This is a genomic window from Mesorhizobium sp. WSM3860, from assembly GCF_002294995.1.
In the GTDB taxonomy this organism is placed as follows: Bacteria; Pseudomonadota; Alphaproteobacteria; order Rhizobiales; family Rhizobiaceae; genus Mesorhizobium.
The window spans coordinates 67,885-87,609 of sequence record NZ_NSGF01000018.1 but is presented as its reverse complement, the minus strand read 5'-3'; the positions used below and the strand labels follow the sequence as shown (position 1 = coordinate 87,609).

At 61.8% G+C, this 19,725-nt stretch carries 27 protein-coding genes; 13 read left to right on the top strand and 14 right to left on the bottom strand.

Annotated elements, in window-relative coordinates; genetic code table 11:
- Nucleotide 1 precedes the first annotated feature (1 nt).
- The 7 genes from CK220_RS24410 to CK220_RS24380 all read right to left on the bottom strand — a co-directional run bounded on the left by CK220_RS24410 (nucleotide 2) and on the right by CK220_RS24380 (nucleotide 4,333).
- Entirely contained in the window at nucleotides 2–256 is a 255-nt protein-coding gene (locus CK220_RS24410; RefSeq protein ID WP_095813962.1) for a hypothetical protein, read from the bottom strand.
- Entirely contained in the window at nucleotides 253–663 is a 411-nt protein-coding gene (locus CK220_RS24405) for a hypothetical protein (RefSeq protein ID WP_095813961.1), read from the bottom strand. Before CK220_RS24405 ends, CK220_RS24410 begins: the two co-directional genes overlap by 4 nt.
- 2 nt (nucleotides 664–665) lie before the next feature.
- The gene (locus tag CK220_RS24400) at nucleotides 666–1,772 is read right to left on the bottom strand and encodes a hypothetical protein (protein ID WP_095813960.1); all 1,107 of its coding nucleotides are present in this window, start codon (nucleotides 1,770–1,772) and stop codon (nucleotides 666–668) included.
- Nucleotides 1,769–1,954, bottom strand: coding sequence for a hypothetical protein (locus CK220_RS24395; RefSeq protein ID WP_095813959.1), 186 nt, complete (start codon nucleotides 1,952–1,954; stop codon nucleotides 1,769–1,771). The genes CK220_RS24400 and CK220_RS24395 overlap by 4 nt, the downstream gene beginning before the upstream one ends.
- 2 nt (nucleotides 1,955–1,956) lie before the next feature.
- The gene (locus tag CK220_RS24390) at nucleotides 1,957–2,268 is read right to left on the bottom strand and encodes a hypothetical protein (protein ID WP_095813958.1); all 312 of its coding nucleotides are present in this window, start codon (nucleotides 2,266–2,268) and stop codon (nucleotides 1,957–1,959) included.
- A complete protein-coding gene (locus tag CK220_RS24385; RefSeq protein ID WP_095813957.1) occupies nucleotides 2,265–3,386 on the bottom strand; it encodes a hypothetical protein in 1,122 nt (373 codons plus the stop codon). Before CK220_RS24385 ends, CK220_RS24390 begins: the two co-directional genes overlap by 4 nt.
- 323 nt (nucleotides 3,387–3,709) lie before the next feature.
- Complete coding sequence (locus CK220_RS24380; protein WP_176479185.1) at nucleotides 3,710–4,333, bottom strand: XRE family transcriptional regulator; 624 nt, start codon at nucleotides 4,331–4,333, stop codon at nucleotides 3,710–3,712.
- Nucleotides 4,334–4,408: 75 nt separating this feature from the next.
- Here CK220_RS24380 and CK220_RS32075 point away from each other — a divergent pair, with 75 nt between their 5' ends.
- From CK220_RS32075 to CK220_RS32595, 13 genes are all read left to right on the top strand, one after another.
- Complete coding sequence (locus CK220_RS32075; RefSeq protein WP_176479184.1) at nucleotides 4,409–4,645, top strand: helix-turn-helix transcriptional regulator; 237 nt, start codon at nucleotides 4,409–4,411, stop codon at nucleotides 4,643–4,645.
- Nucleotides 4,614–5,165 carry a hypothetical protein gene (locus CK220_RS31610; protein ID WP_141245216.1) on the top strand — a complete coding sequence of 184 codons (552 nt, stop codon included), beginning with the start codon at nucleotides 4,614–4,616 and terminating at the stop codon, nucleotides 5,163–5,165. The genes CK220_RS32075 and CK220_RS31610 overlap by 32 nt, the downstream gene beginning before the upstream one ends.
- Before the next feature lie 95 nt (nucleotides 5,166–5,260).
- Nucleotides 5,261–5,470, top strand: coding sequence for a hypothetical protein (locus CK220_RS24370; protein WP_095813955.1), 210 nt, complete (start codon nucleotides 5,261–5,263; stop codon nucleotides 5,468–5,470).
- A gap of 131 nt (nucleotides 5,471–5,601) precedes the next feature.
- Nucleotides 5,602–5,850: a GIY-YIG nuclease family protein gene (locus CK220_RS24365; protein ID WP_176479183.1), complete on the top strand. Its 249-nt coding sequence runs from the start codon at nucleotides 5,602–5,604 to the stop codon at nucleotides 5,848–5,850.
- On the top strand, nucleotides 5,847–6,749 hold the full coding sequence (locus CK220_RS24360; protein WP_095813953.1) for a helix-turn-helix domain-containing protein: 903 nt from the start codon (nucleotides 5,847–5,849) through the stop codon (nucleotides 6,747–6,749). The genes CK220_RS24365 and CK220_RS24360 overlap by 4 nt, the downstream gene beginning before the upstream one ends.
- Nucleotides 6,746–7,450: a hypothetical protein gene (locus CK220_RS24355; RefSeq protein ID WP_095813952.1), complete on the top strand. Its 705-nt coding sequence runs from the start codon at nucleotides 6,746–6,748 to the stop codon at nucleotides 7,448–7,450. Before CK220_RS24360 ends, CK220_RS24355 begins: the two co-directional genes overlap by 4 nt.
- Nucleotides 7,440–7,865, top strand: coding sequence for a hypothetical protein (locus CK220_RS24350; RefSeq protein ID WP_095813951.1), 426 nt, complete (start codon nucleotides 7,440–7,442; stop codon nucleotides 7,863–7,865). Before CK220_RS24355 ends, CK220_RS24350 begins: the two co-directional genes overlap by 11 nt.
- Nucleotides 7,865–8,173: a hypothetical protein gene (locus tag CK220_RS24345; RefSeq protein WP_095813950.1), complete on the top strand. Its 309-nt coding sequence runs from the start codon at nucleotides 7,865–7,867 to the stop codon at nucleotides 8,171–8,173. Before CK220_RS24350 ends, CK220_RS24345 begins: the two co-directional genes overlap by 1 nt.
- A 90-nt stretch (nucleotides 8,174–8,263) precedes the next feature.
- Nucleotides 8,264–8,599, top strand: coding sequence for a hypothetical protein (locus CK220_RS24340; protein ID WP_095813949.1), 336 nt, complete (start codon nucleotides 8,264–8,266; stop codon nucleotides 8,597–8,599).
- A gap of 45 nt (nucleotides 8,600–8,644) precedes the next feature.
- Nucleotides 8,645–9,718, top strand: coding sequence for an SAM-dependent methyltransferase (locus CK220_RS24335; protein WP_245429380.1), 1,074 nt, complete (start codon nucleotides 8,645–8,647; stop codon nucleotides 9,716–9,718).
- Nucleotides 9,715–9,990: a hypothetical protein gene (locus CK220_RS24330; RefSeq protein WP_095813947.1), complete on the top strand. Its 276-nt coding sequence runs from the start codon at nucleotides 9,715–9,717 to the stop codon at nucleotides 9,988–9,990. The genes CK220_RS24335 and CK220_RS24330 overlap by 4 nt, the downstream gene beginning before the upstream one ends.
- Nucleotides 9,991–10,263 carry a hypothetical protein gene (locus CK220_RS24325; protein ID WP_095813946.1) on the top strand — a complete coding sequence of 91 codons (273 nt, stop codon included), beginning with the start codon at nucleotides 9,991–9,993 and terminating at the stop codon, nucleotides 10,261–10,263.
- 486 nt (nucleotides 10,264–10,749) lie between these two features.
- Complete coding sequence (locus CK220_RS32595; RefSeq protein WP_245429379.1) at nucleotides 10,750–13,380, top strand: RTX toxin; 2,631 nt, start codon at nucleotides 10,750–10,752, stop codon at nucleotides 13,378–13,380.
- A 770-nt stretch (nucleotides 13,381–14,150) separates the two neighbouring features.
- Here the strand turns inward: CK220_RS32595 and CK220_RS24310 are convergent.
- The 7 genes from CK220_RS24310 to CK220_RS24280 all read right to left on the bottom strand — a co-directional run bounded on the left by CK220_RS24310 (nucleotide 14,151) and on the right by CK220_RS24280 (nucleotide 19,718).
- On the bottom strand, nucleotides 14,151–15,539 hold the full coding sequence (locus CK220_RS24310; RefSeq protein WP_095813944.1) for a ParB/RepB/Spo0J family partition protein: 1,389 nt from the start codon (nucleotides 15,537–15,539) through the stop codon (nucleotides 14,151–14,153).
- A gap of 882 nt (nucleotides 15,540–16,421) precedes the next feature.
- Nucleotides 16,422–16,784: a hypothetical protein gene (locus tag CK220_RS24305; RefSeq protein ID WP_095813943.1), complete on the bottom strand. Its 363-nt coding sequence runs from the start codon at nucleotides 16,782–16,784 to the stop codon at nucleotides 16,422–16,424.
- Nucleotides 16,784–17,284, bottom strand: a complete 501-nt coding sequence (locus tag CK220_RS24300) for a hypothetical protein (protein WP_141245214.1) — start codon at nucleotides 17,282–17,284, stop codon at nucleotides 16,784–16,786. The genes CK220_RS24305 and CK220_RS24300 overlap by 1 nt, the downstream gene beginning before the upstream one ends.
- 116 nt (nucleotides 17,285–17,400) lie before the next feature.
- On the bottom strand, nucleotides 17,401–17,931 hold the full coding sequence (locus CK220_RS24295) for a hypothetical protein (protein WP_095813941.1): 531 nt from the start codon (nucleotides 17,929–17,931) through the stop codon (nucleotides 17,401–17,403).
- Between the two features lie 292 nt (nucleotides 17,932–18,223).
- Complete coding sequence (locus CK220_RS24290) at nucleotides 18,224–18,820, bottom strand: hypothetical protein (RefSeq protein WP_095783024.1); 597 nt, start codon at nucleotides 18,818–18,820, stop codon at nucleotides 18,224–18,226.
- Between the two features lie 107 nt (nucleotides 18,821–18,927).
- Nucleotides 18,928–19,377, bottom strand: coding sequence for a hypothetical protein (locus CK220_RS24285; RefSeq protein ID WP_095783025.1), 450 nt, complete (start codon nucleotides 19,375–19,377; stop codon nucleotides 18,928–18,930).
- Nucleotides 19,362–19,718 carry a hypothetical protein gene (locus CK220_RS24280; RefSeq protein WP_095783026.1) on the bottom strand — a complete coding sequence of 119 codons (357 nt, stop codon included), beginning with the start codon at nucleotides 19,716–19,718 and terminating at the stop codon, nucleotides 19,362–19,364. Before CK220_RS24280 ends, CK220_RS24285 begins: the two co-directional genes overlap by 16 nt.
- Nucleotides 19,719–19,725: the final 7 nt, after the last annotated feature.

The following is a 19,725-nucleotide window of genomic DNA, read 5'->3' as shown; positions in this document are numbered from 1 at the left end:
GTTATGCTGCCTCCTCGTCGGGCGTGCGGTCGGTGTAGGATGCGAAGCGCCGGAACTGGATGCCGGTGTGGAGCAGCTCGGCCCATTCGCCTTGGCTGTCGCGGTAGATGATCCGGCGCTCGCCGTAGGCGGCCAGGCATTGCTCGACGAGGCGCTCGGCGTCGTTGGTGACACTCGGCAAGCCCGGCCTGCAGCGGTCCACGATGAAGACCGCCCCGGGTGTGATGGCCAGTTCGGTGTAGCTGGCGCGCCTCATCGAAAGCCCCTGTGGAGCTTCGGGAAGGGCCGGCTCGGGATCTTCCGTTTCGGCTTACCCTTTCCGGTCCGTCCCTCGATCCGCTTCGTCTTCGCGATCTCGCGCTGGTCGATCGGCGTCTTGACGCCATGCGTCGGCTTGTTCAGCGCGACGATGTTCTCCAGGCAGCACGACGGGGGGATGGTGTCTTGAGCTTCCGGATTCCAGCGTCGCCGTTGCAGCGCCGGATCGTGGTCAAACTGGACCCCTTCGAGCGGGTTGAGCCGCGCGCCGCCGGGCTCCTTGCCCCCTTGGCGCACGACGATCTCAAGCTTCTCGCGGACGCTCAGCGCGCGCGGGCGCCAGTTCTCTGGCGGACCGAGCACCGGGGCGCCGTGGTCGGGAAGGATTGCGATCCGGCCGGCCATGATCAGCCCGCGCTCGGCGGAGTGAGCGCAGCGAGCCGCCGGGCCTTGATCTTGTCGGCCAGCTGGCGACTGCTCTCGTCGTCGTGGAATTGAGCCTCGACGTCGAACTCGGTCCAGATTTCCTCCACGGCCGCGGTCGACTTCGCACCTTGAAGGGCGATCTGGAAATCCTCGAAGAACTTGCCGTAGTCAAAGTCCGCTGGTTGCTCCTCCTCGGCGGCTTCTGCGCCGTCGTGCATGCCCTCGACATCCTTGTCGAACCCGTTCTCGGGAATAGGGTCGACGGCGTCGAGGCTGGGCACCGGTGGCGGCGATGGCGGGGTGAGCCTCGCCCTGGGTGCCGGCTCGTCGTCGTGGTGCTCGATCAGATCGCCGGCGATCTCGCGGGCCTCGAACTCATCTCGCACGCCGCCAAGAACGTCGCCGAATAGCTCGCGCAGGCAGAAGCCAGCTGCGCGCCATTGCTTCATCCGCTTGGGATGGCGGAACCAGGAGGAATCGTTAGGCACGTCGTCCCACACATGCTGGTTGTTTTTCCAGACCTTGCCGCGACGGGTCGGGCGTTCGTCCCAGAGGCCGGCTTGCTTGGCATCCGCGACCGAATAGGCCTCGACCTTCATTTCTCCTGTGTCGGAGCGCACCGCCTTGCACCAGCCGATGGTGCGCTCATCGACGGTGTTCATCTGGGCAACCACGTCCTTGTGCAGGCCGAGATTGAGGAGCGCCTCTTTCGTCGCATCGCGCAGATAGCCCAGCTCGACCGATTTCGCTCTGCCCGACTTTCGAACGACGTTGATCAGTCCGTCGCCGTAAAGCGCCGGCTTGCCGCCGATGACGGTAAAGCTGCGCAGCGCCACCATCGGCGGCAGGCCGAGCTCCGCGCCGGACATGATGACGATGGCCACGGCGCTGGTGCCCCTCTTGCCCCAACGCTTCCAGGCGTCGTCGCCGGCATCCTCAGCCGGCTCGCGACCGACAAGCGCCTGTGGCGCCAGACCGGCCTCGACGATCATGGTGGCGAGACGCCAAGTTTCCTCGATCGACTGAGGGATGATGGCGCTGATCGCGCCGCCGACCATAAGGGCCGGTACCTGAGCCCGTTCGTTCATTTCCAATCCTCGGGGTTGAAGCTGTTGGCGCGCCACGTCCGGCGCATCTCGTCCTGCTCGATGCGCATGTCGTTCCAGGCGAACCAGAAGGCGGCGGGGACTTCGCGGAAGAGCCGTCTGCAAGCGGCGCTGATCATCACGGGAAGCCAGAAAATGACGATGGCAACGCGGACCAAGCTCATGGCTATTTGTCCACGTCGTCGAAAATCGACCGGTTGCCGTTCTCGTCTAGCAGCGTGCCGTCGGGCGACCACTGGTGCCGGCCGTTAGGATGCTTGGCGGCGCGCTGCTCGTCGGTGCGCACGTCGATTGCGAGGATGGCTGTCTTGGCGGCGTCGGAATGATCCTTGATCTCCGCGACCGTGACGGACGTCTCGCGACCGCGAACAGGCACCATGACGCGGGAGCCGACAGCCACGTCGAAGGCGCCGGCGAAATAGTCGTAGGTTTTGTCGCTCTCGCCGAATTTCACGGCGACGATCTTCTGGTCGGTCATGCTGCCCTCTTGTCTGGAACCCGCTCCATGCCAGCTGGCAGGGTGGCGTCCTTGTTGCGCGCGATGCGGCCGGCGATCTTCTCGACCGCCTCCCGCACCTCCGGCTCGTCTTTCAGGGACATGACCAGGGCGGCGTAATCGGTGATGTTCGCGACCCAATAGGTGTGCAGGGACACCTTGGCGCCGGTCCTGCCGGCGAAGACCGGACGGGCCTGAGCCTCGCGCGCAGCTTCCGCTGCGCGATCGTTCAGCCGCTTGGCCTCGGCCTCGGCTTCGAGCCGCCGGGCCTCCTGCTCGCTCTCCTGTGCGAACGAAGATGCGAGGCCGGGTGAAGTGTCGGCTTCGCGCAGGGCCTTCTCCTCCTCGGCCGCGCGCGCGACGTCGGCCGCCCGCTGCTCAGCCGCCTCTGCCTCGCGCCGAATGCGATCTGCGTCCTCGCGAGCCTTGCGCTGGCGCTCCTGCTCCAGGCGGTCCAGTTCTTTCAGCCACGCCTCACCATGCTTTTTCAGCTTCTTGGCGAGGTCCTTGGCATCGGTGCGCAGATCGCGCCATTTGTCATCGACGGCGTTGCCGCCATCGAGCCAAGGGCGCTTCTCGACGTTGAATTGTTCGTCCGCCTTGTTGGCGATGCCGGAGAGCCGCTTTGCCCAGACGCCCGCCTGATCGGCCTGCTCTTGGGTGCTGATCGGCTTTTTCAGGAAGCCCTCGACCGTTTCCTTCTCGGCCGCCAGTTCCAGGGTCAGGTCTTTGTGCAGGTCGCCTGTCTTGGCCGGGAGGTTGTGCTCCTTGGAAACCGGCGGCGGGTCATCTGGCCAAGGCTCGCCGGCCAGCACGGAATGATAGAGCGCTTCGGTGATCGGGTTGCGGCAAGCATAGTTCCAGACCTTGTCGGCCTCCGCTTCCTTGCCGCCCTGGAGGCAGATGACACTGCCCGCCGCGTCGCGCCAGATGGCAACGGGAATCAGGGGCGCATCCTTGAACGGACGGTTCCTGAAAAATCCTGACTCCGGGCTGTCGGCCGAAGGGGCGAGCAGAAGCAGCTGATCGTGGGTCAGCTCGCGATATCCGCCTGCCAGTTTCAATGCCTGACGCCACCATGCGTATTGGTCCGCCGTCATCCGTGTGTATCCTTTTGTGTTACACGTGAAACCATTTTGGCAACACAATGGGCGCGACAAAGCGGTCGCGGGGTGCAGTGCTGCTTAGATCGGGAGAACCCGGCCGAGCTGGTGCGGGCGAATGGTGCGGGGGGTCACACCAGCCCGGCCGGGGGCACGCAGATACTCAACACATGACCGCGAGGCGTGATGGGAAAATACAACCAGGGGCAACTGGGCCATCGGTCTAGCGATCCTTCTGCGTGATCAGGATCGTAACCGATTTGGTACGTTTTGCAAGGGGCGTTTCCGAAATGGTTACACCTCGGGCAAAAAAAAGCAGATCAGAGTGTGGAAATCCTGAGCCGAGCGCGGCCAATGACCTTCAAGTCCGTCGGCTGCACGGTTTCGTTGGTCGCCGCGGGGTTGTCGCTGTGGACCTGAACGGCGCCTGTCGTCGTGGGCGAAAGGTAGCGCCATTGCACCGCGCCTGCGATCTCCAGGGCGAAGAGGCCCGGCCGATTGGGGATGTTGTCGTCCAGATCGATCACAAGCGCATCCCCTTTGGCAACAATGCCATTGGCCTGGTACGCGTCGACCATCATGAACCGAAGGTTGTGGCCCTCCGAGTTCGGCAGCATCCGCGTCAAAAACTCTGGATCGATCACCAGTCCTGGCGCTGCCGGGCGGCTCTTCCCGGCGGAGATCTCGAATACGTGGCTGAATTTGCTTACGTCCACCTCCGCAAGCTCTGGAAACATAAGCTCTTCCGGCCTCACGTTCAGGTGCGGCGCGATTCGCTCTGCCCACTTCAAGGTGAGCTTGCGTCCATTGGGGCCGTCCTCTTCTTCCAAACGGCCCATCTGCGGCCTTGTGGTGCCAACGCGACGCGCCAGCTCGGCCTTGCTGATCCCAGCCTTTTCGCGGAAGTGCTTAATTCCATTCGCCATATCAATGCGGTAGCTCAAAACGAATTCGTGCGAAACTGTGCCAGTTTGGTTACAAACCTTGACGTGTAACCAAATTGGTGACAAAACCCAGCCATGGATAACCTGCATCAACTGACGAAATGGCGTTTGGACCGCAATCTGAGCGCTGCCGACGTGGGCCGGATGATCGATTGTACGCGGCTGACAGTCGATCGGTACGAGGCCGGCCGGATGCCCAGGCAACCATATCTCGACCGCATCGTCGTTATGTCCGACGGTGAGGTGAACGCAAACCACTGGTTGGGCAAGGAGGCGGCAGATGTCGTTGCACGGCGCCGGGCTCCGGCTTGACCCGAGATACGATCAACACGGTTCCTCGTTCCGTCCGAAATTGGTCGGCGCGTTCAACAACTTCCCAGGCCGCAACTCCAAGCGGTTTCCAGCAATCATCGTCATGGGCCATCGGCTTTCCCTTTGCGGTTGTAGCGATGATGGCGGGAAAATTGTTGGATGTGTCCGACAAGGCATCCGAGAATCCCGATGGGTCGTCGTTCCTTCTCCTGTTTTTTGTGAGGAATCGATGCAGGACATCGCTGCAGAGCTACAACAGGTGGTGTTCAAAGCCGCCGGAACTATCAAGCCAGGCATGGGCATCAAAGCCCAGATCAACGCCGCTTGTGACGCGCTAGGCTACCCGCGCGGCCACTGGCGGGTGAGGGAGGCTTGGTATGGCACGGCTTCCAACTGGAACGGCAAAGCCATCTTCGACCTCCTCGGCCGTTACAACCGTTTGTGCCAAAAGACCGGTTCCGACGTTGAGCCAGTTAACGATCCTGTAGCCGTCATCGCGAAAGCTTCGAACACAGGCTGATTTTGACGGAGGTGTGATTTCCTCCATCCATTAGTTCAGCCTTATGTCCGCACGTAATGTTTCGAGCTGAAACATTCCGAGGAGATTTAATAAAAATGAAGCAGAGCGACGGCGGGCAGGTGGTAAACAGTGAAGTAAAGAAAGTGATGGCCGAGTTCTGCCAAACAGCAAGAAACATCGGCTCATCTGCGGCCGAGCGAGCTGCTACGGTGCATCTTGTGGCAGCGGCAGCATACCTTGGGGAAAACATCGGCCCCAGTATGACTAAGCAAATCCTGTCGGCGGTGTTGGCGTCGATTGGATAGGCAATGAACTACCGCATTGAACGGCAATACCATTTGTAGCTTGTAGGATTGCCGCTCCTCGCAATTGAGAGAGCGACATGACGATAATTCGTAAGCATGGCCCGAGACCGGTCCGCGAGGATCCGGGCTTCGTGTATGTGATGACGGCTGAGCACGGCGGGGTCAAAATCGGGATGTCGACCGATCCGACCCGCCGCTGCAAGGCCGTCAATCGCAACAAGGCCATCAAAGCGGTGGTGGTGTTCCAGCGGCACTTCGCAGACCATGACGACGCTGAGCGGCTCACCCACATTGCCCTGGCCAAATGGCGCCTGTCTGGCGAGTGGTATAGTTGCCCGGTCGAAGCCGCGGTCGCGGCAGTTGAGGCACTGCCAGCATGAGCCATGCCGCCACGAATTGGGCCATAACCCAGCGCGGGCTCAAACCTGCCACACGCATCGTCCTCTGGCATCTCTGCGACCGCCACAACCCCGACCTTGGCTGCTTCCCGTCCCAAGACAAGCTCGCCTATGACTGCGAGATGTCGCGCTCTGCGCTCAATGAGCATCTCAAGATCCTGGAGCTGACCGGCCTAATTCGCCGGGAGCAGCATATCAATCCCCGCACCAAACAGCAGGAGAACACGCGCTATCGGTTCGCGTTCGAGGCCGATTTCGGCACGGCACAAGATGTGGTGGAGCCGAGTCCGGAATCTGGACACGGGGCCGAGTCCGGAAAAGAGGGCGGGCCGTGTCCGGAAAATGCCTATAGCCGAGTCCGGAATCCGGACACTAACCCTGTAAGGGAACCAGTAAGAGAACCTCCAGGGCGCGCTGACGCGCCGGGCGGAGGGGATTTCGATATGCTGTGGTCCTCATGGCCAGAGAAGATGCGACCGGACAGCCGGGAAGCGGCTGCGAAGACGTTCGCAAGCCTTGAAGCTGACGGCAAGGCGCTGGCGATTGCGACGGCGGAGACCTATCGAACGACCATGATCCTTCGGAAGGAAAAGCCTCTGATGATCCCCTTCCTGAAAAAGCAGCTCTTCCTCGAGTTCCATGGCGCGCCACCCATCGACAAGGACGGGGATTTCGTGATCACGCCCGAGCGGCCCGAGTGGGGCGCATGGCTGGGCTCGATCCGCCGCCACTATGGTGAGCCGGGCGTGCAAAGCACGATTAAGTGTCGTCGCATCCTGCGTAAAACACGGTGGCCGAGCGATCTTTTGCTTGCCCAAACTGTAACCAAAATGGCAACATCTGGAACCGGAACGGATACTGCTTCGGCGGATCGTGCATGATGAAAATGAAGCGCCTTTTCCTCGATACGACCGCCGAGCTGGAGAAACGGATCGACCGCTTCATCGAGCACATGCGGCATGCCGAGGACATCTTCTTCACCAAGAACAAGCGCGGCCTGCCCACACCACGCGGCCTGCTCTGGCTGCTGTTCGCCGATGCGGTCGACACGGCCCGAAACATGCCCGACGTCGAACGCCGCATGGTCTCCAAGGTCGGATCGGCCATGCCCTCGTCCCGAGATACCGAGCATCAAGCCTTTGTGCGCGAGCTGTCGCGCATGGCCGACGGGATGCCACAGTATGACACCACGGAAGTTCGCATCGTGGTTCACCAGTCGGCCGCCGATCGCATGGTCGACATCATGGACCTACTCCGCTTCGTGCGGGCAGGGCGGCAAGGGCAGGATGCGCAGCGCTACAAGCGCACGTTCCTGGCGCATGCCGGCGGCCACGGTGTCGAGTTCTGCACGCGCGTCTGGGACCGGCACCGCGTCGAGGTCATGTCGCGGCAGGCGCTGCACGACGTCAAGAGCCGAGTCCTGGGCCAAATCCTAGTCGGCATCGAAAAGGAGTTCGGCCTGGTTCGCACCAGCCGCAGTTTCCGGCGCAAGACCGTTCGGGAGATCGACCAGCTTCGAAGGGAACGCAAGCGCGAGGAAAAACGTCGCCGGCGCGAGGAGCAGGAAAACAATGCCGGTTGACATCGCGATGCCGCGGAACCTGGTCGATCGGCGCAAGAACGCCGGCCATGCCGCGATCTGCGCCGTCGGCTTCGAGGCTGACCCGGGCGTCTTCCGGCTCGCGACGGCAGAAAACATCGAGGCGCATCTCCCGCAACTCCAGCCCGGCCGGTGGGAGAGGCTTCATTTCGCGCACGTCGTCTGGACGCCAGGGCTCGCCGTGGCCCGAACCATGGTTCTGGGCGCAGAACGCATTCTGGCTAACTGCCACCTCGGCCAGCACTGGTACCGGGCAAGTCTCGACCTTCTTCACGGTGTGATCCTGGCCGAGGCCGCAGCCCTTAGGTCCCCCGTTTGGTCGCAGTCCGAGATGATGCAGATGCTCAGAGGTCAGGCCATGCACGCGGCCGATCGCTTTGCGGCGGGGATCGTCTGATGTTCCCGACCGCCGACCAGATCGCCCTCGCCATCGTCATGGCCTGCCGGCCGCACCGAGAGGATCCGTTTCAGGTGTGCGCCGGCGAACTCGGCATGCGGGCGCGTCATGTCGCCATAGAAGCCTTGATCATCGCCTTTCCTGACGCCCGTCGAGTGGGGCTCGGCAAATGTCTCGCCTATGGCACACCGCGCTCGGCGCAGGGCCAGGTGATCGGCGCCAAGAAAGGCAAGTGGTGGAGCGACGACCATGTCGACGAGATCGTCGGCGCCCTCGTCGCCGAGCAATACGGCGAGCAAGCGCAATGATCGCCCGCCTTTCCCGTTTCATCCGCCGTTTTCGCGGCCGCGCAATCCCGCGCGTGTCGTGTCGCCGCATCTACCTGAGGATCAACTGAAATGGACATGCCTGCAGTGCAAACGCCCCTCGTGAGTGAGGAGGAGTTGTCGACCGCTTTGGACGAAACGCTGGAGCAGGACACTCCGCCGTCGGTCCGCTCGATGATCGCCAACACCGGCAAAACGCTCAAGCGCTTCGTCGATCAGATGCGGCGCAAGGAAACCGAGCTGGAAGGGGTTAAGGCGGCCGCCACGGCAGAGTTTGAACGCGTCGTCGCTCTCGCGAAAATGGTGCGCGATAACTGCCACGCTGAAACCGACGCGGATCTCCACCAGATCAGGACGACACTCGAGGTGCTCGATCCGGCCCGGGCCAAGCTGTCTGAAATGGCATAGGCCATGGAGGCGGTTGTTCCTTTCGACGATTCCGGACTCGCTCAGGTGATCGAGCGAGCTCGGATACTGTTCGACGACGGCGACGTCGCTTCGGCGCGAATGCTGGCGTCGGGTGCGTATGACCAGGCGAAGGCCGCCGGCAGCTATGCGATGCGCTTCCATGCCGGCGAGCACCTGATCTTCAAGGCGCGCAAGCTCCAGGGCGACGCCCTGCTGATCGAGGCACGTGCCAAGATCACGATCGCCAACGAGTGGACTGCCGCCCAGGAGAAGGGCGAGGCGTCGAAGGGCGGCAGGCCGAAAACCGTTCCAGACGGGAACGGTTTCACCGCAGCCGAAGCCGGGCTCACTCGAAAGGAAATCCACGACGCGCGCAAGCTGGCGGACGCCGAGCGCCGAGATCCTGGCATCGTGGAGCGGGTGATAGCAGGGCGTGTCGCGGAAGGACTCGAGCCGAGCCGGGCGAACCTCCGCGTGGCGATCGGCACCGACACCGCGAGCGCGGCCGAGCGCGGCAACAATCTCTACGAGACGTGTCCGGAAGCGATGCACACGCTCCTGGCGCTGGAGACCTTCGGCCCTCGCATCAAGGAACCGGCATGCGGTCGCGGCGCGATATCGCGCATGCTGGAGGCAGCCGGCTATGACGTCGTGCTTTCCGACCTCATCGACTATGGCACCGCAGATCGCCATGGCGTCTTGCAGGACGTGCGGGACTTCCTCACCAGCGAGGCAGGCGACGACTGCGACGATATCGCCACCAACCCGCCCTACGGCGGCGTGCTCAACGCTTTCGTCGCGCATGCGCTGCGCGTGCACCGGCCGCCGAAGATGGCGCTGTTGCTCAACCTGAATTTCCTCTGCGGCTTCGACGATCCCGACCGCAACTACGCCATGGACGACTGCAAGCCAGCGCGCATTCACGTCTTCACGCGGCGCCTGCCGATGATGCATCGCGACGGATGGGACGGCAACGAAGCCTCGAGCCGCATGAACTTGGCCTGGTTCGTCTGGAAACAGAACCTGGTCGGCGACTATGCCGGGCCGACGGTCATCAACCGCGTCGACTGGAAAGACTATCAGTCGGGGCAATCAATACGCCAGGAGAGCACGCTTTGAACCACTTCGCAGGCTTCACGACGCCGGTGGTCGGCGGTCATCACGCCATGCTGCGCTTTGCCGAGGATGGCCAACCTGAGCCGGTCCTCGCACCAGGTGGCAAGCCGATGATATTCCCGACCGAGCTGGAGGCATGGAAGGCCGTCACCCAGAACCTTCTGCGATACATCAATGGGCACATGAGGCGAGACGGTGAGACCATCACCAGCGCCCGCGATGCGGCCGAGCGCATCTTTCGCAAAGGCCGGATGATCCCGGTGGAGCACAGATAAATGGCGAGTTTCCGCGAGGGCTGGGCGATCAAATCGCCGACAGCCACCAAGACGCACTACTTCCGGCGCCCCGGCGTTGGCCTGGCCGTCTCGCTATGCGGCTCGCAGGACGCGGCCGCCGGCTGGCTGCAGGATCCGAGCGACATCGACAAATGCGAGCGGTGCGCCCGGGCATTGGCGAAGGAAGTCGCGAAATCGGCTGCTGTGCCGCCAGAGGCAGGCCATGAAGAGCGCGGCGACCATCGGAAGTGTGATGGGAAGGCCAACGACTGACGATTGCGGGCAAAACCGCTACACTGCCGACTTCCGGCGGTTATCTTCTGCGCAAAGCATCTGACAGTTGATGGCCGCTGTTTTCCCACGCTTGCTCGGCTCATCCATCTGGGATAAGGCGCGATGATTGATCGGAACTCACAATTGACTTAGAATTCAAATTGGGTACTCGGTACAACGCACCGTCGGTGCGGTAGCTTGCAAGGCTGACAGCGGTAAACTACCTTCGCCCAATGCTCTGGTCAGCTTAGGATCCATCAACCAAGTCGTCACTGCTGCGCCTGCTCGCGGCAGTCGTGCCCGCATGGCCAAGACTGAAGCAGGTAACGGACTGATCAGCGGCGGAACTCGAGGTCAGTTCCGAGAATCACGTTCTTCACGCGCAACGACGCCATCGCAGTGCTCGATCATGCGGTCAGCCTGACGCCCGATCGGGCGCCGGGAGATTCCGTTGTTGCCGAGGGAATATGCGAGAGGAGACCTATCATGGCTGAACTATTCGAAACCCGGGTGGCGACCGCCGGCGACGACGTCGAGGAGAAAGGTTCCGGCTCGATTTCGACCAACATCAACGATCTGGAACTGGGTTTTGACAGCAGCACCCGCCAGACGGTCGGCATCCGCTTCACCGGCCTCGATATCCCGCAAGGCGCAATCATCACCAGCGCCTATATCCAGTTCCAGGCCAACGAGGTGAAGACCGGCGCGACCTCGCTGCTGATCAAGGGCCAAGACACCGACGACGCAAGCGCCTTCACCAGCACCAGCTTCAATGTATCGTCACGGGCAACGACCGACGCGTCGACGGCTTGGACGCCGGACCCGTGGACCACGGTGGGCGAACACGGCTTGGCCGAGCGCACGCCAGACCTTACGGCTATTGTCCAGGAGATCGTCAGTCGCTCGGGCTGGGCGGCGCTCAACGACATGGCTTTCCTAGTCACCGGCACCGGCACCCGCACGGCCGATTCCTACGAGTACAATCCCGCCAGTGCGCCGCTGCTGCATATCGAATATACCTTGCCAGGGGCCGGCAATCCGGTGGCCTTCAACACACCCGCCGATAGCAATTCCGCCGCCAACCAGATTGACGAGCTCGCCGCGGCCGGCGCCCCAACCGGGATCACCGCCTCGGCCACGGATCCCGATCCGGGATCGACCGTCACCTACAGCCTCAACGATTCGCGTTTCGCGATCGATGCCAGCACCGGGGTCATCACGCGCTCGGCCACCGGCACGCTCGACTTCGAGACCCAGACATCGATCAATCTGACGGTGACGGCAACCTCCTCCGACGGCAGCACCGCCAATAAGGTCTTCACCCTCGCCGTCCTCGACAGCCCGGAACCGGTTGCGTTCAACACGCCGCCCGATGCCAACACCGCGGCCAACCAGATCACCCAGAACGCCGCCGCCGGCACAGCTGTCGGCATCACCGCCTCGGCTAAGGATCCCGATGCCGGATCGACGGTCACCTACACGATCGATGATACGCGGTTTGCCATCAATTCCAGCACCGGCGTCATCACGCGTTCGGCCAACGGCACGCTCAACGCGCAGTCCGAGCCGACGGTCACGCTCACCGTCACCGCCACCTCGTCCGACGGCAGTATCGCCACGCACCCCTTCACCGTTGACGTCACGGCCAGCCAACAGCCGGTGGCCTTCAACACTCCGCCCGACTCCAACCCCGCCGCCAACCAGATCGCCGAGCTCGCCGCGGCCGGCGCCGCAACCGGGATCACCGCTTCGGCCACGGATCCCGATGCTGGCTCGGCCGTCACCTACAGCCTCAACGACACGCGCTTCGCCATTAATTCCAGCACCGGCGTCATCACGCGCTCGGCCACCGGCACGCTCGACTTCGAGACCCAATCTTCCATCAATCTGACGGTGACGGCGACCTCCTCCGACGGCAGCACCGCCAACAAGAGCTTCACACTCGCCGTCCTCGACAGCCCGGAACCGGTTGTGTTCAACACGCCGCCCGATGCCAACAGCGCGGCCAATCAGATCCTGCAGAATGCCGCCGCCGGTACTGCCGTCGGCATCTCCGCTTCGGCCTCGGATCCCGATGCCGGTTCGGCGGTCACCTACACGATCGACGACACGCGGTTTGCCATCAATTCCAGCACCGGCGTCATCACGCGATCGAGCAGCGGCACGCTCAACGCTCAGTCCGAACCGACGATCAATCTCCACGTCACAGCCACCTCGTCGGACGGCAGCGTCGCCACGCACACCTTCACCGTTGACGTCACCGGCGGCAGCCAGTTGCCGACATCCGTAACGCTGGCGCATACCATTCTGACGTCGCAGTGGTCGCCGCCGAGCCCCGACCCAACGGATATTGTCTATATCTCCCACCTCGGCACGCTGCTGGTTGCCGACAGCGAAGTCGACGAGATGTCCATTTTTACCGGCAAGAATCTCTTCCAGATGAATCTCAACGGCACCCTGACGGGTACGCTCACCACCATCAATTTCTCCGATGAGCCCGCCGGGGTCACCTATAATCCGGCGAACCACCATCTCTTCTTCTCGGACGATACCGGCACGAAGAGTGTCTACGAGTTGAACCCGGGCAACGATGGGCTTTACAACACGTCCGACGATATCGTGACCTCATTCAGGACCGCCGCGTTCGGCAGTACGGATTCGGAGAGCATTGCCTACGACACAAACCGCGGCGTGCTCTATCTCTTGGATGGCTCAACCCATAGGATTTACACCATCGCTCCCGGCCAGAACGGGAAATTCAACGGCGTCCCGAGCACGGGCGGTGACGATGTAGTGACGAGTTTTTCTACACAATCCCTCGGAACCCCTTCTGACGGGGGCCTCGCGTATGATCCGGTCCACGACCTGCTTTATGTCATCGTGTCACGCAACTCGGTGGCAATGTTGACCCCAACCGGAAATCTGCTGGGCACCCTCGATATCTCCGCCGCCCACGCAAAGAAACCGGCGGGACTTGCGCTGGCGCCGAGCAGCGACGATCCGAGCCACCAAATGAGCCTCTATGTCGTCGATCGCGGCGTGGACAACGACTCGAATCCAACCGAGAACGACGGCAAGATCTATGAATTCCATTTGAATGACTGGCTGCTTGCCTGATCCGGCGGGCGCTATGGTAGGCGTCATCACTCGCCTTGGCCAGCGGTACGCTCAAATTGGGCCCGGGGTTACGCATCTGCTGATTGCGCCCAACGGCGGACTGGTCCTTTCCCTCAGACCTCGCGACCGCGACCGTATCGATTGTTGCGGCGGTCGCGATGCAAGCTCTACCGCGCCAAACGCTTGCGTTTTCCGTTCTGGTATTGTCTGGTCTGCTGGTCGAGAATTTACATTGGCAGTCACTACCCCACCGACGTGATCGCTGGGACGTCACCGGCTTTTGTAGGTGCCGTTGCCGTGCGTTTGGCCTACCGCGAAAACTCACGGCTGGACAAGCTGGTTACCAAAATATTGTAGGTGGAATGTCGCTCTGACATTTATGCGAACGAGTGGCGCCAGACCGCGTTGAAGTTAGCACGAAGTACTTGAAAAACTCTCGTAAGGGCAATTTCAAAGGAATCTTTTCGCTTAGCCGCTCTCTGTAATGCCTAAGCTTTCGATGGACTTTGCAGCGTGAGGTTCACTATGGCGTTACGTTCGCAGTGCTCGGATGGTATTTGTGCAGCGGCCAGTAATTGTTAGTGCGAATCTCTCGTGTCACAGCCATATACGTTACTCAACTAATGAGATGGAGCAATCGTAAATGGCACAGCCGGGTTTGGTGCTGTCGCCAATCTTCCCTAAAGCTTCCCCGTTAGTAGTCTGAAAAGCCCGCCGCGAGGACGAGTCGCGGCGGGCACCTCAGCCCCACGGAGAAAAGGCCGAGGCTGTTACATCAGCATCGTGCGGGCATGTGCCTGGCGCAGCTGCGACTCCATCGAACGGATGGAGCGCGACGCCGCCGCCAGCGTGTCGGCCCATTTGTCAGCCTTGGTGGGATCGACCGACTTCAAGGCGATGCACTCGCCGTCCTTGAAGCCGCCGGCGATCGCGGCGATGATCCGCTCGACGGTCTTCTCCATCCTGCTCATGGCAGCGATGTCGTCCTTCGACGGCTCCGGCCTGTTCTCGTCGTCGAACATGCCGCCCTGCTCGATCCGGTCGCGGACGGCTTGCGCCGCTGCCTTGATGCTCGACCAGTCTTTCAGGGAGAACAGCCGCACGATGTTGACCTGATCGGCCGTGGGCAGGTCAACCAGATCGTTTGCGTGGCCGAGCGGGAAGGCGCCACTGTCGACCAGCTTCTGGATCGTCTCGTCCAGATTCAGCAGCGCCGTGCGGGCCTTGATGCGCGTCGGCTGGACGCCGATGTCCTTCGCCAGCTGCTCGACCGTCCAGCCGCGATCGATCATCGCCTGAAACGCGCGCGCTTCCTCCAGCGGCTTGATGTCGGCGCGGGCGAGGTTTTCCACGATCGCCTGCAGCGCCATCTCGTTGTCGTCGATCTTCACGACCTCGCACAGAATGTCGGCCGCCTCGATCAGCTGGTGAGCGCGCCAGCGGCGCTCACCACCGACGATCTCATAGACCGCCCGGCGGCTTGGCGAGGCCGAGGGCTCGACGTTGATGTCGGACGCTTGTAGCGCTTCGTCTGAGCTGTTCGCCGATCCAGTCGTCGTGCCGCCGCCATTGATCTCCGAGGAATTTGATCTCCTCCGGCGACCACCGGCACCGATGCCCATTGTTGAGGAAGTCGTTGACTCTGAGTCCGACTTGCTCTGCCGCGCTTCGTTTGACGTGGAAGTAGGGAAGGCAGCAATCGATGACGTGTTTGACCTCTCTCGCCGCCGCCACGGTCCAGAACCATTGCTCCCAGGTTTTCCCGTGAAAGACTCGGTGTGATGGAGCGACGGTGCCGACGCACCATGCGTCTCGCAACCATCGGCAGATCGTTGCGCCGTCGTTTGTGACTGACTGGCTGACGACGACGCGGAACCGGTTGCCTTTGAAGCTGATCGTTCCCTCTCCGTCGATGAAGCCGGCCGTGTAGGCGACGACTTCGATTGGAGGTCGAGCAAAGTGTTCCATTCTGCGATGTTCTCCGATGTGATTTCCTCGATTCGACCGTCGGTCAGGAAAACCGGGCGGACCGTAATGGCCTGGATCAGGCCGCGCTCGCGGATGGATTCCGCCAGTTCGCGAAGCTTCAGCGGGTCGAAATGCTTGCGAGGCTGATCGGGGTTGGGGATCACCAGGTTGAGGGGGATGCGCTTCTTCATGGACGGGTCTCCGTGATAGGGAATTTCTTAGCAATATCAAAAACTTAGCTTGTAACCGATCTGGTTACAAGTGGATTACTAAGAAAAGTTTCGGACCAGTTCTGCAGCGCGTTGCGGAAATGCCTTTGCGACTGATCGTGTCCAGATCGTCGCTCAATAGCCCTGCCCGCAATCGAGATCGCAAGAGAGACCGCCGACTGCACGCGCGGAAATGCGATCTTCTGGCTATTGGCCAGCGGAAGCAGTATTATCGATCTAGCGGGCATGATCCTGGAGGGGAAATGCGAGCGCTGTTTGTGTCCATCGTGACCTTCATTCTCCTAGGGGCTTCTGGGTGTGGCTCCCTGACTCAACCGTTTTTCTGTCCCATAGGTTGTCTTCCTCGTGGTGGCCCGGCATACGGATCTAACGATGCCTCGGTGGTTGTGGATCTCGCGTTCATAAAGAAACCAAGTGGGGCAGAGGTGAAAACCTACGACGGTAATGCTGTTCTTCAACAGTATACGAAGTTCAGAGGCCGGAAATCTGAGGTCGCGAGACACACAGACTGGCAAGTGACGGCGACACACTATCCGGGAGAAGCTGTCGCAACCGTTCTCATCACTGCGAAGGCGCGGGTTTTTTGGAATTATGGAGATCCCTCGTCAGACAGTCCGAATAACGCAATGACGAATAATGGTTATGTGTTCGTGTTCATGAGAGGCACCCAATCGTGGCCGCCACGGGCGATTAGACACGGGTATATTCGTGCTACCGGTTGTAGCCGGACGACGAGAAACATAAATTTTCGTGAGTTCACCATCCCCTTCCAAATCTTCGAAAACATGGACCGGATGAAGTTAACAGTTAAGAGAGAAGCCTTCCTTCCCTGCCCAAACCCACCTAGGCGACGCAGAGTTTGAGCGCCGCCAGGATGTCCGGCCGCGCCCGTTCGCGCGGGATCGCGGCGCGCAAACTGGCCAGGATGTCACCGACGCCCTTCTGCAGCGGATCACTCTCGAAGCCGGAAATGAACGACTCGGCCCGAGTCAGAGCGTCGACGGTGTCGCTGGCGTGATCGAACGGGAGCCTTTCGACGAGCTCGTCGCGGAGCGTGGCGGCGGACTCGAGCGTGAGTGTTTCACACGCCCGCGACCCGCCCTTCGGGCCGTAGAACGAAAGCACGACTTCGCCCTTGCCTCGCGCGGCGCTGTTCAGCGATTCCATCGTGCCCTTGGCGGCGATGCTGATGTAAATCGTGTCCATCACATTTCCCCTTCGATCTTGTCGGCCAAGGGCGAAATAACCTCGTCCCAGATCGCATTGCAGATTTCGTTGTCGGCGTGGTCGGACACGACATCGTAGCCCGAATTGCCATAGATCAGCTGGAACCAGCCGAGCTTGTCGCCGGTCGGGCTCCGCAGATGAATGCCGTCCTCGTCGGTCGAGAACAGCGCCAGCATGATCGCCGCCTTGTCGTCGGACCGCCTCACCACCCAATCCTCGCTGTCGTAGACGGAAATCATGTAGCCCCGGTCGAGGCAGGCCTTCACCAGCGCGCGGGCGATGCGGCGCTCGGCGCGGATGCGGTCAGCGGTCTCACGCGACCGGCGCGCCAACGCCTGCTCGATCGCTTCGTCGAAGCCGGTCTTCGGCTCGCCCATCTCGGCATCTTCGGCCAGCCGCGCGGACAGCGCCTGGTTGCCCGAGGCGGTGAGAGCATTGCAGATCGCCAGCATCTCAGCCGGCGTAACGTTGATGGTCATGGTCATTCTCCGTGGTAGGGGTGGATCTCGAGGAAGGCGCGGGGATCAACCCCACGCCAGTCCCCAGCGTTTGGCGCACACCGGCCCGTAGCCGACGTCGATGGAGCGGTGGTCGGTCAGCTCGGTCGCGCAGAAACAGCAGTTGCCGGTGCGCTTGCCGTGCGCCGCGCCGGCCTTCGAGGGGTTCTCGGCCAGAGCGGCGAGAGCGGCAACCAGACCGTCAGGACCGGGCGACCGGCGCGAGCGGGTGAACTCGCCCTTGCGGTCGATGCGGCCGTACCAGTCGCGGCTCTCGAAGGGTCCCGGCGACGATACGTTGATCTGGCCGGCGTGAGCGGAGCGCTCACCCGCCAGAGCGAGGACGACGGTCCGCCGTTGACGTCGAAGCGAATCTTCGGATGCTTGAGCTTGTTGGCGATCGCCGTGTCGAACAGCGCAATCAGGCCATCCATCGAGCCGACCTTGGCCTTCGGCGCCGCGGGCTCGCCGGCTTGTGCGCGCTGGGTCAAGGTCGCCACCCAGGGCCACTGCCGCTCCGAGAGACTCGAGCGGCTGTCATACTGGTGCAGGAGGGATGCGGCGAACTCCGCGTCGCGGCCGTGCAGCTTCGGGGCTGACTGGCGCAGAGCTTCGATTTCGAGGTTCATGTCTGGTCTCCGTGGTAGGGATTTCCCAGATCGGTGCGGCTCCGGCGGTTATGCTAGGCCTGGCCCGTCCCCGGTCCGATTTCACTCGGCCGGTCAGTTTGACGAGAAGTCACCAATCGCCGGCCCGTTGCTGAAAGGGGAGTTCCGGCGAAGGCTGCAGCGGTGAAAGGAAACGGCTTTCTGCTGCACCGATCTGAAGTCTAAGTTACTTCAATAACTTAGCTTGTAACCAAATCGGTTACAAGTGCGTGCAGGCGAAAAAGAACAATAATTTCAATGACTTCGGTGGCGGTCAGTTCACCGGCTTGAACCGGGATTCCAGGACGGCGCCGGAAATCGAGCGCTGGTCGTCGCCGCATTGCACGAGTGCCTGGTCGACGTGTTCCGGATTGACGCCGATCACCTTCCAGACGCGGCCCTGCTGGTCGGGCGCTTCGGCGCCGAGGTAGGGCGCGACCTGGAGGGGCTGCGGTGGCTGACGCAGGCGGTATTGCGCCGGCAGCTTGGGATGGTGCCAACCACAGCCCTCGGCCTCCAGGCCATGTTCGAACACTTCGAGCCGGAGCTTTTCTTTCAGCCAGACCGAGATGTAGGCGCGATGGCAATACTGGTTGTCGGTCGGGGCCTCGTAGCAGAGCAGGGCGACGTCCCTGCCGCCCGAGAGGTCTTCCATCTTGGCGACGATCCGGCCAGGATTAAGCCTGTCGAGTCCTTCGAAGTAGAGCTGCTTATACTCGCGCTCGCTGGCGGTCTTGAACCATTCGCCTGGGGCGAGTTCCGGCATCTTGCGATAGCCTGCCGGGTATCCTCGCGGCGTTCCCCTGGACACCCCGATCTTCTGGATTTCGGGCGGCAGCTTGGTGAACCAGGAGCTGGTGAAAATGCGCATCTTCGTCTCTTTCGGTGGTAGGGCTTTGGACAGGTCCAAATGTAAATCCGGTGAACTTCTCAAGCAACCAAAATGACACTGTGTGTTACCATTTTGGTAAGGTTGCCTCACCGGTACATCTGCATTAGGTATGGGTTCTCTCCAGCGCCTTCGGGCGCTGTCCTGTGGTAGGGATGGAGAGGAAGGCCGATCAGGGGCAACCCGGTCGGCCTTTGATATTTTCGGCGTGGCTGTGGCGCCTCGAAGCGCACTTCGGGATAATTGACCCACGCCGTCACCGTCTCGAAACTGATGGCGCGCGGCAAGCTCTTGACGTCGTCGAGCAGCGTTCGTCCTGCCAGGATCCCATTGCCCGCGAACTCGGCGCCCGAGCGGAAAAACTGGAACGTCCTTCGCCATGGTCCGGTTGAGAGCCAGAGGTCCAGGCCCGGCGCCAACTCCACGCGGTCGAGGCTGTCGCTCTCAAGAAGTTCGCAGAAGAGCTGGTGCCCCAGAGGGCGCGGCGTCTGGTAGTCAATGGCGCGCCGGAGTGTGGAATCGATCAGGATGAAGCGCATTGCAGTTCTCGTGCCTCGAGGCGTTGGTTGATGGTGGGGAGCGTCTCGCTGGCGAACAATTCGAGCCACCACTTGATCAACTCGGCCTGGTAGCGGTCGTCGGCCGCACGATGGCGGGGCTCGCGTAGCTGTCGCTCGATCCAGTCAAGCCGGTCGCGAAGCTCCGGCCGGTAGAGCAGATTGCGGAATGCATCTGCGAGCCGCATGTCCAGCGCGTAATCCCCGGTGCAGCCGAGGGGCGACCAGTCGCTATGCCAGGACGACCACATCTCGAGGGCCTGGCTGATGGTGGGGAGCCGGCGCCGCCGCTCCTCCTCGTCTTCTGGTAACGGGCGAAACACTTTTGGA